Origin of the sequence: Allocoleopsis sp. (genome assembly GCF_036703385.1) — a bacterium.
Lineage (GTDB): Bacteria > Cyanobacteriota > Cyanobacteriia > Cyanobacteriales > Coleofasciculaceae > Allocoleopsis.
In genome coordinates, this window is the sequence record NZ_DATNPA010000813.1 from 1 (window position 1) to 12,246 (window position 12,246).

The window sequence follows — 12,246 nt, forward strand, 5'->3', positions numbered from 1 at the left end:
AATCATCATCACTTATACCATTTCGCTTTTAATGGGCTACATATCTTACCCCCCTAGCCCCCCTTATCAAGGGGGAACAAGAAAAGCATCTGTAGCAAGCATTGAGAGAATTGGTATTACGTCTAAATACCGCGAGAGAGAGCCGTTCATGAAGATTGTTGTAATTGGAAGTGGCTTTGGTGGGCTATTGGCTGCCATCCGACTACAGGCACAGGGGCATCAAGTGACGATCGCAGAAAAACGGGATAAACCCGGTGGTCGTGCCTATGTCTATGAGCAGGATGGCTTCACCTTCGATGCTGGTCCCACCATCATTACCGCTCCCTACCTGATTCATGAACTCTTTGAATTGAGTAACCGCACAACCTCCGATTACCTGACGCTGGTGCCGCTTGACCCGTTCTACAATGTGCGGTTTGAAGATGGCTCAGTATTTCACTATAACGGCGATCGCGATTACCTACTAGAACAAATTCGGCAATTCAACCCTGCTGATGTGGAAGGCTACCATCGGTTTTACCGAGCATCTGAGCAAGTGTTTCAAAAGGGATTGCCCCTGATGACCAAGCCCTTTAGCCACTTCACCGATATGCTCAAAGTTGCTCCCGATATGCTGCAATTGCAATCCTTCAAATCAGTTGCAGGCTTTGTCAATCAGTACATCCAGGATGAACGATTGCGGCAGGTGTTTAGCTTTCATCCCCTCCTGATTGGCGGCAATCCCTTTCAGAGTACCTCCGTCTACGCCATGATTCACAAACTGGAGCAGGCGTTTGGCGTCTGGTTTGCAATGGGTGGCACGGGCGCATTAGTGCAAGGTTTGGTGCGATTGTTTCAAGAGTTGGGTGGAGAATTACGGCTCAATACAGAAGTTGCAGAGATTTTGATTGAGGGTAAGACAAAACGAGCAACCGGGGTTGCACTCAAGGATGGCGAATTGCTCCAAGCAGATGCTGTTGTGAGTAATGCCGATGTTGCCCTGACCTATCTCAATTTGGTTCCAGCCCAGTTTCGCCGCAAATATAGCGATCGCTACCTGCAAAATCTGCGATATTCCATGTCACTGTTCGTCGTTTACTTTGGCACTAATCGACGCTACGATCGCATGGCGCACCATGAGATTTTGATGGGGCCGCGCTACCGGGAGTGGATGGTGGATTTGTTCGATCGCAAGCACCTGGCATCAGATTTTTCGCTCTATCTTCACCGCCCTACTGCCACTGATCCCACCCTTGCGCCACCGGGTTGTGACTGCTGGTATGTGCTGGCTCCAGTTCCAAACCTGGATGGTGCAACGGATTGGAAAGAGATGGCAAAGCCTTACCGGGATGCGATCGTTCAGTATCTAGAGCAGCACTATCTACCGGATTTGTCAAGTCATATTGTTACCGAACACCTTATCGATCCATTGCATTTCCGGGATGAGTTGAATAGCTACAAAGGCACTGCGTTTTCAGTGGAGCCTACTTTGTTCCAATCTGCCTGGTTCCGTCCTCACAACCAAAGCGAGGACATTCCAAATCTCTATTGTGTAGGAGCCGGAACTCATCCAGGAGCAGGGCTACCAGGGGTTATGAGTTCCGGGAAGATTGTGGCAGAGATGATTAGCAAGGCTGGATAGTTGCGTTGTTAGGAATGTGGAGCAGATCGTTTTCGTTTTCTATTGACTGGTTGTTCAGTCATAAATTATTCTGGAGATGAAACAATTAGACCTCCTGCATCAATCCTGAAATGCCCCCTAAATCCCCCAATTCTGGGGGACTTTGAACTCCGGTTCCTTCCAAGGTTGGGGGGCTAGGGGGGCAAAATGCAGCATTTTGAGGTTGCTCAGGAGATGTGCGTACACGGTAGCTCAAAGTTGGGGGGCTAGGGGGGCAAAAATCGAATGAGAGCAAGAGGTCTATTGTGACTGTCCTACAAACTTCAAAGGAGACAGGCTATGGATTTGCATTACGAAGTTCAAGGTAAGGGTGAGACGGTTGTCCTAATTCATAGCGGTGGGGCAGATTTGCGGGATTGGGAGTTTATTGCCCCGCAACTAGCCCAGACTTATCAGGTCATTACATTGGACGGACGCGGTGCCGGACAGTCACCCCCACTGCTCGAACCTGCCAATTTCGTCGAGGATTTGCGGCAGTTGCTTGACCATCTCAATCTTGATCGCGCGATTCTAGTTGGACATTCGATCGGCGGTCAAATTGCGACTGATTTTGCCCTGGCTTATCCCAATCGCGTCACCAAGCTGGTGCTAGTGGCTCCGGGATTGTCGGGCTTCCAGTTCTCACCCGATGTTCAACAATGGTTCGCGCAAATCAAGGCAGCGGCTCCGGATGTCGAAAAAATGGTTGAGCGGATGTTGGATCATCCGGTGTACAGCGTCGTGATGTCCAGTCCGCAGCGCGATCGCATGGTGGAGATGACAACGCACAACACGAAACGGTCTTTTGAATGGAAAACCTTTGAAATGCTCTGGGCACAGCCACCGACAATTGATCGCTTAAGTGAGCTTCAAACCAAAACTCTGTTCATCATCGGCACACAGGATATGGCTGACAATTTGCATGTTGCTGAGTTATTCCAGCAGGTGCCCAACATTCGCTTCGCGTACATTGAAGGGGCAGATCACATGCCCACACTGACTCATGCAGATGAGGTTTCCAGTAAAATCATCCAATTTCTCACTGAGTAGAAGCCATGCCGCGTACCCCAGCAGAAAACGAGCGCATCCGTCAGGCAACGCGGGATCAAATCTTGAAAGCAGCGATGGATTTGTTCTTCACGAAAGGCTATCACGCCACTTCCATTGAAGATATCGCCAAACAAGCGCAGATTTCAAAGGGACTGCTTTACCACTACTTCAAAGGTAAGGAAGACGTTTTGGCAGCACTGGTCGATGTGCGGCTCAACGATTTGCTGTTCGTCATGAACGCCGCTGCTGCCAAGCCAACACCTGTTGAGCAAATTCGCCATATTGCCGAGGGTGCGTTAGAGGATGTACGGCGGCAACCGGAGGTTTTCCGATTTTATCTCAATCTGTTCACCCAACCGAGGCTCGATCCGATTGTGGCGAAATACAGCCAGAAGTTGATGGATGAGCAGGCAAAGCAGTTTGAAATCCAGACACAGATGTTCAGCGAGTTGGGAGTTGCTAACCCACGACAGCGATCGCTCTATTTTTCCTCAACACTTCAGGGCATCATGCTAATGTTTTCAACCTACCCCAACACCTATCCATTAGATGCAGTCAAAGCACAGGTGATTGCGGAGTTTTGTGTTGAGCCTTAGCACATTTCTTGTGGGATGGGCATCTTGCCCGCCCCCATTTTGCTTGCTTAGATGCACAGCCGTTTAGCAGTAGAGCTTCTTCCAGTAACGTTTGCCAACCTTCCAATCCCAGAGGCACACCCCGGTGCTGCCAGGTTCGTCGCGACGCATCTTAATATTACTACAGCTTTACATATTTAATAAGAAAATTTATCTAAGTCTTAAGGAATAGACCTGGCTTTAGATAAGCTTTTCAGTTATTGTTATTCTTTCATCAAACTTTTTTAAAGATTTACAGCAGGTAGAGGCAAATCAATAAACAATCGTATCTAGGATGAGATTACTGGGCTGACACTTACAGAGAAATAGGTCGCTGAGCCGCTATCGCTTCAGGGTCATCAATAAATACAGTCAGCTGGATTTTTCAAATCCAATTGACTCAACGGGGGACTTTACAGCAGTCAGCCGCAGCATCCTAGTTTATGCAAGGCAACTGGATTGTCTACCCAGGTGGCGGGTGCAATCTGAATCCGAATTAGCTCTCAACGAACCCTTAGCCAAGCGGCTAGAGCCGGAGCTTTGCCAATCTCTCCCTGCAATATCGGAATCGATGGGTGTCAACAGTGTCTGGAAGGCTGACCAATACCTCTATGAAAGCTCGTCTCTTGCCCTATTTGGCTGCTTCAGTGACATTCGCGATCGTTCTGGCGGTTACTTGGGTAATCGATCGCTCCGAACAACAGCGCTTCCAAGAGCAACATCGCGCTAATGTACTCAATCAACTGAGTGCGACCCGCGCTCGTCTCGAAGGAAAGCTGAATCAGCGACTATTTCTCTCGCGAGGTCTAGTGGCTTATATCTCAACTATTAATTCAGACATCGATCGCGAGAAATTTGACAACTTGTCCAAAGTCATCGTGGCGCAGCAAGCAGGTATTCGCGGCGTAGCCCTTTATAAAAATACCGTTGTCACCTATATGTATCCCTTAGCAGGCTGGGAAAAAGCGATCGGGTTTGACCCGATGACGATTCCAGCCGAACGAGAGGCGATCAAACGGGCAATTAAAACTAAAAAGAGTATCTTCGCAGGGCCGATTGACTTAGTGCCAACTGGCGTGGGATTCATCAGCCGTACCCCGATTTTTCTCACCCCCCCAAATGCAGAGGCCGAAAGTGGTCGATTCTGGGGGATGGTGGGCATTATCATCGACCGAGACACCCTGTTTCAAGAAGCAGGACTGATCGACTCGAAAAGCAACCTTCAGTACGCGATCCGGGGCAAAGATGGATTAGGAGCGGCTGGAGCAGTCTTTTTCGGCGATGCCAAAATTTTTCAGCAACACCCAGTCACATCCGAGGTGACGCTGCCCAATGGTGCATGGCAGTTAGCGGCAGTTCCAGTGAAAGGATGGCCTAAAAGTGCCCCCATTTCTCAATGGTTGTGGTTGGGAGGTGGGTTGCTAGCGATAATAGCCGGAGGCTTGGTGTTCATTTTGGTGAGTGCTCCAGCTCAACTGCGAAAAGCCGTGGAACGAGCAACCGCCGCGCTACGAGAGAGTGAGGAAGCACTTTTGCGAGCGAATGCAGATTTGCAGCGCTTAGACAAGCTCAAAGATGAGTTTTTGGCGAACACATCCCATGAACTGCGCACTCCCCTGAATGGGATTATTGGCATTGCCGAGTCTCTGATGGATGGTGTCACTGGCTCACTGCCTAAAGAAACCCGTTTCAATCTCAGCCTGATTGTTTCGAGCGGGCGGCGTCTAGCAACCTTGGTCAACGATATTCTGGATTTTTCTAAACTGAAGCACGAAACCATTGAATTGCAGCTCAAGCCGGTGGAAATGCGATCGCTCGCTGAAGTGGTGCTGACCCTGTGCAAACCTCTTATTGGTCAAAAGAATTTGCAGTTAATTAATAGTATTTCTCCAGACTTACCAGAGGTCAATGCCGATGAGAATCGCGTGCAACAAATCTTACATAACTTAGTAGGTAATGCCATTAAATTTACGGACAGTGGTACTGTAGAAATTACCGCTGAAGTCAGGGGAGAAGGTTCTAATTCCCAACTCGTGATGAGTGTGTGTGACACAGGCATTGGCATTCCAGATGATAAACGCGATCGCATTTTTGAATCCTTTGAACAAGCGGATGGCGCAACGGCACGTCAGTATGGGGGTACGGGCTTAGGGTTAGCCATTACCAAAACACTTGTAGAGTTGCACGGGGGAAGAATTGACGTTGAATCCACTGTCGGGATTGGGTCGAGGTTTATCTTTACCTTGCCTGTATCAGAAGGGTTGAAGGTTGAAAGGTTGAATGTTGAAAGTTCCCAAGGGTTACAGGTTGAAAGGTTGAATGTTGTTCGCGATAGCGAAGCGTTAGCGAGTCTTGCCTGCGGCACGCTGCGCGAACGAGCATCAGCGTTCCCCGTTCGCGAAGCGTTCGCCGAAGGAGTAGGGGTAAGTTTCCGACAGCCTGCCAAAGAGCAACCTGCAACTTCGGATGCCTCAACCATCAACATCCTGATAGTGGATGACGAGCCGGTGAATCGTCAGGTATTTGCCAACTATCTCTCATTGCAAAACTATGATATTACCCAAGCCAGCAACGGTCTTGAAGCCTTAGCTTTACTGGAAAGTGGGTTTAAACCCGACCTGATTTTGCTTGATGTGATGATGCCACGCTTGACTGGCTATGAAGTCACGCGGAAAATCCGTGAAATTTGGCAAGCTAATGAACTACCGATTCTGCTATTGAGTGCGAAAAATCAAGTTTCAGATTTAGTGGTGGGATTAGAGGTAGGGGCTAATGATTATCTGACCAAACCTATCTCTAAAGATGAACTTCTCGCTCGTATTAAAACTCACTTAAATCTTCAGCAACTGAAAGCAGAAAACCTGCGTCTGGCGACTGAACTGGAACTCACGCGACAACTCCAGCAGATGCTGTTACCCAGAGAACGAGAACTAGGAACCATTGCCGGATTAGACATTGCTGGCTTTATGGAACCGGCTGAGGAGGTAGGCGGTGATTACTATGACGTACTCAAGTATAATGGCAGCCTTAAAATTGGTATCGGTGATGTAACTGGGCATGGTTTGGAAAGCGGGGTATTGATGGTTATGGTGCAAACCGCTGTGCGGACTCTACTAACCAACAACGAAACTGACCCAGCCAAATTCTTGAGTGCTGTTAACCGGACAATTTACGACAACGTACAACGCATGAATTCCGATAAAAATCTGTCCCTTTCCTTGCTGGACTACCATCAGGGTCAACTCTGTTTAAGTGGACAGCACGAAGAGCTGATTGTGGTGCGTAATGACGGTTCTTTGGAGCGAATCGATACAATCGATTTAGGTTTCCCCATTGGTCTGGAGGAAGACATTGCTGATTTTATCTCTCATACTCAGGTACAGCTTCATCCTGGCGATGTGGTAGTACTCTATACCGATGGGATTACGGAAGCGGAAAATCTAGCAGGAGAGCAATACGGAATTGAACGACTGTGTGAAGTAGTTAGAGGCAACAGAGAACAAAGTGCTGAGCAAATCAAGCAGACGGTGCTTGGGGATCTGCGATCGCATATCGATCAGCAAAAAGTTTATGATGACATCACTTTGCTGATACTTAAACAGAAGTAGTTATTTCTCTAAACTGGGGTTGAAAGTGACGCTCCTATCGTCGCTAACGCAGCAGCAGGGCAAGATGAAAGTTCAACCCTTCAACCCTCAACCTCCGAACCTTCAACCTTCAACCCTTTGACTCATGACCAATGACCGAAATCGATATGACTCAGATATTTGGTGACTTCAGTAATGATCTGCCCAATGGCCACGAAGGTCTGACCATTGTATTTTCACCAACCTCTGTCCCGCTCAAGCAGCGCTGGCGAAACAATGGTTTATCTGCTGATTTTATGGCGGACTACTTTGCCACGTTCTTTCCTGGCAGTGAAGAAGCTAACCCCGAAACCGCTACCCAAGAGCAGGTCAAAAGTGCTGTTAGCTTTATCGCTAATGAGTTATTAGAGAACGCCATGAAGTTTAACGACGAGTCATCACCAGAGCCGATCAGCATCAGACTCCAAATGGATACTCATAGGCTTATATTTCTGGCGAGTAATAGTGTCAATCCCCAAAAGCTCAAGAGTTTCCAGGCATTCATCGAAGAGTTAATTACCTCTGACCCTAGTGACTTGTACCTTCGCCATCTGGAAAAAGATGAAGACCACCCTGAATGCAATTCTGGGTTAGGCTTGCTGACCATGATCAATGATTATCAGGCCAAGCTCGGCTGGAAGTTTGAGAGGGTTGATCAGAGTCCGGATGCGATTGCCTCTAGCACCACCCAAAGAGCGATCGGCGTTACCACAATGGTGCAGTTAATAGTATAGGTCACTAAAAAGATGATAGGGAGTTTAGGAGTAATGGAGATTAAGTCCAAAGATTACAGCATCTTGTACGACTCAGTGACCGAAACAGTCAGCTGCCAGGGTTCACTTCGTTTAAATGGGATGGACGAATACGCACCCATCGTACAGTTGCTCAATGACGTAGCTGACCACGACCCACCGACGCTAACGTTGAACTTGCGAAATCTAGAATTTCTCAATAGTTCAGGGATTAATGTGATCTCAAAGTTCGTGATTAAGGTACGCCAGAAAGGAACCATTCAAATGGTGGTCATAGGATCTAACAGCATTCCCTGGCAGGGCAAGTCGTTAAAGAATTTGCAACGACTCATGCCCAAATTACAACTGCAATTAGAATGAAAGCTCTATCAGGTGCATCGTTGCAAACACCCATAGAAAGTCTTTTTTGTCAAGGCGCAACCCTTATGGCGATGCAGGCCGAACAACTATCATCAGAACAGTTACTTCTAGAAATAGAAATGCTGCGCCAGGAACTGGAAGCGGTGAAGCGGGACAAAGTCGATCTAGAAATCTTGCTAGAGACGACGACAGCCCATGCTGATGCCATCGAAGTTCTCTTGTATGAGTCCAATCAACAACTTCAAGCTGAAATTGCTGAACGCCAGCGTGCCGAGGCGGCACTGAAGGCATGTGCCATAGAACTTCAGTCTTTTTTAGACGCTTTGGCAAAAGATAAAGTGGACTTGGAACTGTTGTTGGAAACAACAACAGAACACGGCGATACAGTAGAAGATTGGTTGTACAACCAAGCAGAGGAGGCGGTAGTTAATGGGGAAAAGCGGCTGGCTCAAGTTCTGGACGCTGTGCCAGTCGGGGTGTATGTCGTTGATGCCAGTGGGAACCCCTACTACGCCAATAAGATGGCACAGAAAATCCTGGGACAAGCGATTGCGCCGGAAACCAGCACCCCTAACTTGCCACAGATGAGTCAAATCTATGAGGCAGGAACCAATCAGTTGTACCCTTGCGATCGCCAACCGATTCTACGGGCATTGAGAGGTGAAAGCGGAACCATCGATGATATGGAAATCCGCCAAGGGGACAAGGTTATCCCCCTAGAAGTGTGGGCCACTCCAATTTTTGATGAAAAGGGCAAAGTCGAGTATGCGATCGCCGCGTTTCAAGATATCACCGATCGCAAAAAAGCTGAAGCCGAGCGGATAAAATTCACCTCAGAACTGTTTCAACTCAACCAAGCGTTCTCCCGCTTCGTTCCCCGCCAATTTCTTCAGTATTTGGATAAAGACAGCATTGTCGATGTTAAATTAGGCGACCATGTCCAGAAAGAAATGTCCGTGTTGTTCGCGGATATTCGCGACTTTACCACCCTCTCCGAAAGGATGACACCGGAAGAAAATTTTAAATTTATTAATGCTTATTTAAGTCGCATGGAACCTGCGATCGTTCAAAATAAGGGATTCATTGATAAATATATCGGTGATGGAATCATGGCACTATTTAGTAAGGGTGCCGACAACGCCATTAAAGCCGCGATTTCTATGCTGCAACGGCTTACTACCTATAATCAACACCGTGCTAAGGCTGGCTACATATCGATTCAAGTTGGCATTGGGATTAATACAGGGTCATTAATGCTAGGAACGGTGGGGGGATACTCCCGGATGGACAGTACGGTGATTAGCGATACTGTGAACTTAGCCTCTCGCATTGAAGGACTGACGAAAGAGTATCGGGTATCTTTACTAATTTCTCATCATACTTTTTCCCAATTGCAAGATGCGAATCAATATGCCTTTCGCCTCATTGACCGAGTTAAAGTTAAGGGGAAATTAGCAGCCGTGAGTGTCTATGAGGTATTTGACGCAGATCCGCCTAAAATCCGAGATGCCAAGTTAGCCACGAAAACCGCATTTGAAGAAGCCTTGTTGCTCTATAATCTGCATTCTTTCAAACAAGCGGCACAACTTTTTGAAGAGTGTCTGCACCTTAACCCCGATGATACAGTGGCTCAAAATTATCTAGAACGCTGTCAAAGAATGGATAGCACCTTAAGGAATAACTCACAGCGGTGAACCATTTGCAGAGAAAGCATGGACAGTAGTAAGATTATAGATTGTGCCCTTATGAAATTAGTCCATGCCGAAACTAAAAACTCGCAGAGCAGCGGCAAAACGTTTTAGAGCTACTGGTAGTGGCAAAATTGTACGTCGCAAAGCTTTTAAAAACCACCTACTAGAACACAAAAATGCAGCCCGGAGACGCCGTCTGTCTCACACGGGGCTTGTGAATGAACGCGACGCGGAAAACGTGCGTTTGATGCTGCCTTATTTGTAGAAGCTAGGGATGGGTGACAAGGGAAGGAAGCGACGAAGGTTTTTATCCCTTTGCCAAACTAGTCTTTAATCACTGGCAGGTGGACACCTGTCGTACCGAGTAACAACTTACAACTCACAACGAATCATGACACGGGTAAAACGCGGTAACGTTGCGCGGAAACGACGCAAAAAAATTCTCAAGCTGGCTAAAGGTTTCCGGGGTTCACATTCAACCCTGTTTCGCACAGCTAATCAACAGGTGATGAAGGCGCTACGGAACGCCTATCGCGATCGCAAAAAGCGTAAGCGGGATTTTCGTCGCTTGTGGATTACTCGCATCAACGCCGCAGCGCGGATGAATGGCGTTAGCTATAGCCAGCTGATGGGTTTGATGAAAAAAGCCAACATTCAGTTAAACCGCAAGATGCTGGCTCAGTTAGCGGTACTCGATCCAACCAGCTTTAATAAAGTCGTGGAAATGGCGAATCAAGCTGGGAAATGAGGGATGGGTAATGGGTAATGGGGTAGACTCTTGCCCAGTCCCCTGTCCCTAATCCCCAATCTAAAACAAAGATGCCGAATGGGGTTTAACCGCAAGTTCTTCAGCTTTAGTGTTGTCATGGGATTGGTGGCGCTGTCTTCGGCGACACCTGCATCCGTTCGGAGTGCTGAACTCAATGAGATTCAGCAGCGGGGCAAGTTGATTGTTGCGGTAAAAGACAATCTGCGCCCTTTAGGTTTTCGGGATGCGGGCGGCAACTTGCAAGGGCTGGAAATTGATATCGCTAAACGTCTAGCTGAAGAACTGTTGGGGAAACCGGATGCTGTGGTTTTGCAGCCAGTGAAGAACACAGATCGGCTGAATGTGGTAATAGAAGGTAAAGTTGACCTGACGATTGCCAGAGTAACGGCAACGGAGTCTCGTTCCCGATTAGTAGACTTTAGCAGACCTTATTACTTAGATGGTACAGGTTTTGTTACAAAAGCTCCTTCAAAAGAGGCTAACACGTCCCGCTATGCGATCGCTAAGTTAGACGATCTAGCCACCAAGACGATCGCCGTGATTAAAGGCTCTAGCACAATCCCGGTGGTGAAGTATCACTTACCCAACGCCAAACTGGTAGGCGTTGATTCCTATGAAGAGGCGCGATCGCTTTTAGAAAAGGGAACTGCCGATGCCTTTGCGGCGGATAATAGCGTCCTAACTGGCTGGGTTCATGAATATCCTGAGTATCGGATGCTTCCGGTGCGGCTTTCGGCTCAAGCCTTATGTGTCGTTATACCCAAGGGGTTGCAGTACGACAAACTGTACCAACGGGTGAATGAAGCGATCGCTCGTTGGCAACAGTCCGGTTGGCTAGCCGAACGTATTGCCACTTGGGGTTTACCATAATTAAGGGATGAAGGATGGAGGATGAAGGATGAAGAATAAGCCTTCATCCTTGTTGGCGAGTGTGAATTCTGATTTTTCATACTTCATCCTTGACACTTCATAGATTAGAATTTCAAAAATGATGGAGAATTCGCTTCCAATTGTTTATTTGTTCACATTGTTGGTGCTGCTTGGCCTTGCTGGATGGGCGATCGTTAGGCAAGTCCTCAAAACTCGTAAAATTGAAAACGCTCTTTCACGGCTAGAAAGAAAGCTCAAGAAAGAGCGAGGAACTGTTCAAGAGTATTACGAGTTGGGCAGTATCTATGCTGATAAGAAAATGTTTGCCCAATCAATCGGTTTGTTTCAAAAAGCACTCAAGGGTGTAGATGTTGAGGAAGAAAACCTTGCCCCTGTCCATAATGCTCTAGGCTTTGCCTACTTTGCACAAGAACAATACGATATTGCGATTCGCGAGTACAAAGAGGCTATAAAGATAGACCCAGGATATGTCACAGCGCTCAACAATCTGGGTCATGTTTATGAGCGTAAAAAGTTAACCGCTCAAGCGTTACAAACTTACGAAGAGGCGCTGAAGTATGAACCCGATAATGCAACAGCGAAGCGTCGGGCTGATTCTCTGCGTAAGCGGCTGGTACCTTCCTCATAAGAGGAATGTTACTGACTTAAGCAAGAATTAGTCGTTCTTTGGACAAAACCCAGATTGGGGGGTTTCCCCCCAAACCCCCCACTGGGGGACGAGTGCCTCCCCCAGACCCCCTGCACAAGGGTTGGTTGGTGAGCGAGGAATGTTCCTCAGTCAGTACCATTCCCGTTAAATCTAATATAAGATTGAGTTGCGTTACTTCGGATTGAATTAACTCAAAAGGCTTACA

Annotated in this window: 13 protein-coding genes; 12 read left to right on the forward strand and 1 reads right to left on the reverse strand. The window is 47.6% G+C overall.

The features are described from left to right. Positions 1–148 precede the first annotated feature (148 nt). The 12 genes from V6C93_RS37905 to V6C93_RS37960 all read left to right on the forward strand — a co-directional run bounded on the left by V6C93_RS37905 (position 149) and on the right by V6C93_RS37960 (position 12,020). Positions 149–1,621: a phytoene desaturase gene (locus V6C93_RS37905; protein WP_349262971.1), complete on the forward strand. Its 1,473-nt coding sequence runs from the start codon at positions 149–151 to the stop codon at positions 1,619–1,621. A gap of 318 nt (positions 1,622–1,939) precedes the next feature. Next, positions 1,940–2,689, forward strand: a complete 750-nt coding sequence (locus V6C93_RS37910) for an alpha/beta hydrolase (protein WP_333481868.1) — start codon at positions 1,940–1,942, stop codon at positions 2,687–2,689. Positions 2,690–2,694: 5 nt separating this feature from the next. Further along, the gene (locus V6C93_RS37915) at positions 2,695–3,285 is read left to right on the forward strand and encodes a TetR/AcrR family transcriptional regulator (protein WP_333481869.1); all 591 of its coding nucleotides are present in this window, start codon (positions 2,695–2,697) and stop codon (positions 3,283–3,285) included. Between the two features lie 496 nt (positions 3,286–3,781). Beyond that, complete coding sequence (locus tag V6C93_RS37920) at positions 3,782–4,033, forward strand: hypothetical protein (protein ID WP_333481879.1); 252 nt, start codon at positions 3,782–3,784, stop codon at positions 4,031–4,033. Further along, a complete protein-coding gene (locus V6C93_RS37925) occupies positions 3,915–6,911 on the forward strand; it encodes a SpoIIE family protein phosphatase (RefSeq protein WP_333481870.1) in 2,997 nt (998 codons plus the stop codon). Before V6C93_RS37920 ends, V6C93_RS37925 begins: the two co-directional genes overlap by 119 nt. Before the next feature lie 131 nt (positions 6,912–7,042). Next, positions 7,043–7,663, forward strand: coding sequence for a DUF6272 family protein (locus tag V6C93_RS37930; protein ID WP_333481871.1), 621 nt, complete (start codon positions 7,043–7,045; stop codon positions 7,661–7,663). Between the two features lie 33 nt (positions 7,664–7,696). Then, positions 7,697–8,041 (forward strand): slr1659 superfamily regulator, encoded by a 345-nt coding sequence (locus tag V6C93_RS37935; protein ID WP_333481872.1) that lies wholly within the window; start codon positions 7,697–7,699, stop codon positions 8,039–8,041. A gap of 65 nt (positions 8,042–8,106) precedes the next feature. Continuing rightward, complete coding sequence (locus V6C93_RS37940; RefSeq protein ID WP_333481878.1) at positions 8,107–9,735, forward strand: adenylate/guanylate cyclase domain-containing protein; 1,629 nt, start codon at positions 8,107–8,109, stop codon at positions 9,733–9,735. Between the two features lie 64 nt (positions 9,736–9,799). Then, positions 9,800–9,997: a 50S ribosomal protein L35 gene (rpmI, locus tag V6C93_RS37945; protein WP_333481873.1), complete on the forward strand. Its 198-nt coding sequence runs from the start codon at positions 9,800–9,802 to the stop codon at positions 9,995–9,997. A gap of 126 nt (positions 9,998–10,123) precedes the next feature. Next, positions 10,124–10,480: a 50S ribosomal protein L20 gene (rplT, locus tag V6C93_RS37950; RefSeq protein WP_333481874.1), complete on the forward strand. Its 357-nt coding sequence runs from the start codon at positions 10,124–10,126 to the stop codon at positions 10,478–10,480. A gap of 78 nt (positions 10,481–10,558) precedes the next feature. Beyond that, the gene (locus V6C93_RS37955; protein ID WP_333481875.1) at positions 10,559–11,371 is read left to right on the forward strand and encodes a transporter substrate-binding domain-containing protein; all 813 of its coding nucleotides are present in this window, start codon (positions 10,559–10,561) and stop codon (positions 11,369–11,371) included. 121 nt (positions 11,372–11,492) lie between these two features. Then, a complete protein-coding gene (locus tag V6C93_RS37960; protein WP_349262973.1) occupies positions 11,493–12,020 on the forward strand; it encodes a tetratricopeptide repeat protein in 528 nt (175 codons plus the stop codon). A 16-nt stretch (positions 12,021–12,036) separates the two neighbouring features. On the opposite strand, the gene V6C93_RS37965 is transcribed toward V6C93_RS37960, so the two are convergent. Further along, positions 12,037–12,246 (reverse strand): hypothetical protein (locus V6C93_RS37965; protein ID WP_333481877.1); only part of this gene is annotated, 210 nt, incomplete at its 5' end.

Coding starts and splice junctions, on each gene's coding strand:
- V6C93_RS37905 (WP_349262971.1), top strand. CDS start 149: ATGAAGATTGTTGTAATTGGAAGTGGCTTTGGTGGGCTATTGGCTGCC.
- V6C93_RS37910 (WP_333481868.1), top strand. CDS start 1,940: ATGGATTTGCATTACGAAGTTCAAGGTAAGGGTGAGACGGTTGTCCTA.
- V6C93_RS37915 (WP_333481869.1), top strand. CDS start 2,695: ATGCCGCGTACCCCAGCAGAAAACGAGCGCATCCGTCAGGCAACGCGG.
- V6C93_RS37925 (WP_333481870.1), top strand. CDS start 3,915: ATGAAAGCTCGTCTCTTGCCCTATTTGGCTGCTTCAGTGACATTCGCG.
- V6C93_RS37930 (WP_333481871.1), top strand. CDS start 7,043: ATGACCGAAATCGATATGACTCAGATATTTGGTGACTTCAGTAATGAT.
- V6C93_RS37935 (WP_333481872.1), top strand. CDS start 7,697: ATGGAGATTAAGTCCAAAGATTACAGCATCTTGTACGACTCAGTGACC.
- V6C93_RS37940 (WP_333481878.1), top strand. CDS start 8,107: ATGGCGATGCAGGCCGAACAACTATCATCAGAACAGTTACTTCTAGAA.
- rpmI (WP_333481873.1), top strand. CDS start 9,800: ATGCCGAAACTAAAAACTCGCAGAGCAGCGGCAAAACGTTTTAGAGCT.
- rplT (WP_333481874.1), top strand. CDS start 10,124: ATGACACGGGTAAAACGCGGTAACGTTGCGCGGAAACGACGCAAAAAA.
- V6C93_RS37955 (WP_333481875.1), top strand. CDS start 10,559: ATGGGGTTTAACCGCAAGTTCTTCAGCTTTAGTGTTGTCATGGGATTG.
- V6C93_RS37960 (WP_349262973.1), top strand. CDS start 11,493: ATGGAGAATTCGCTTCCAATTGTTTATTTGTTCACATTGTTGGTGCTG.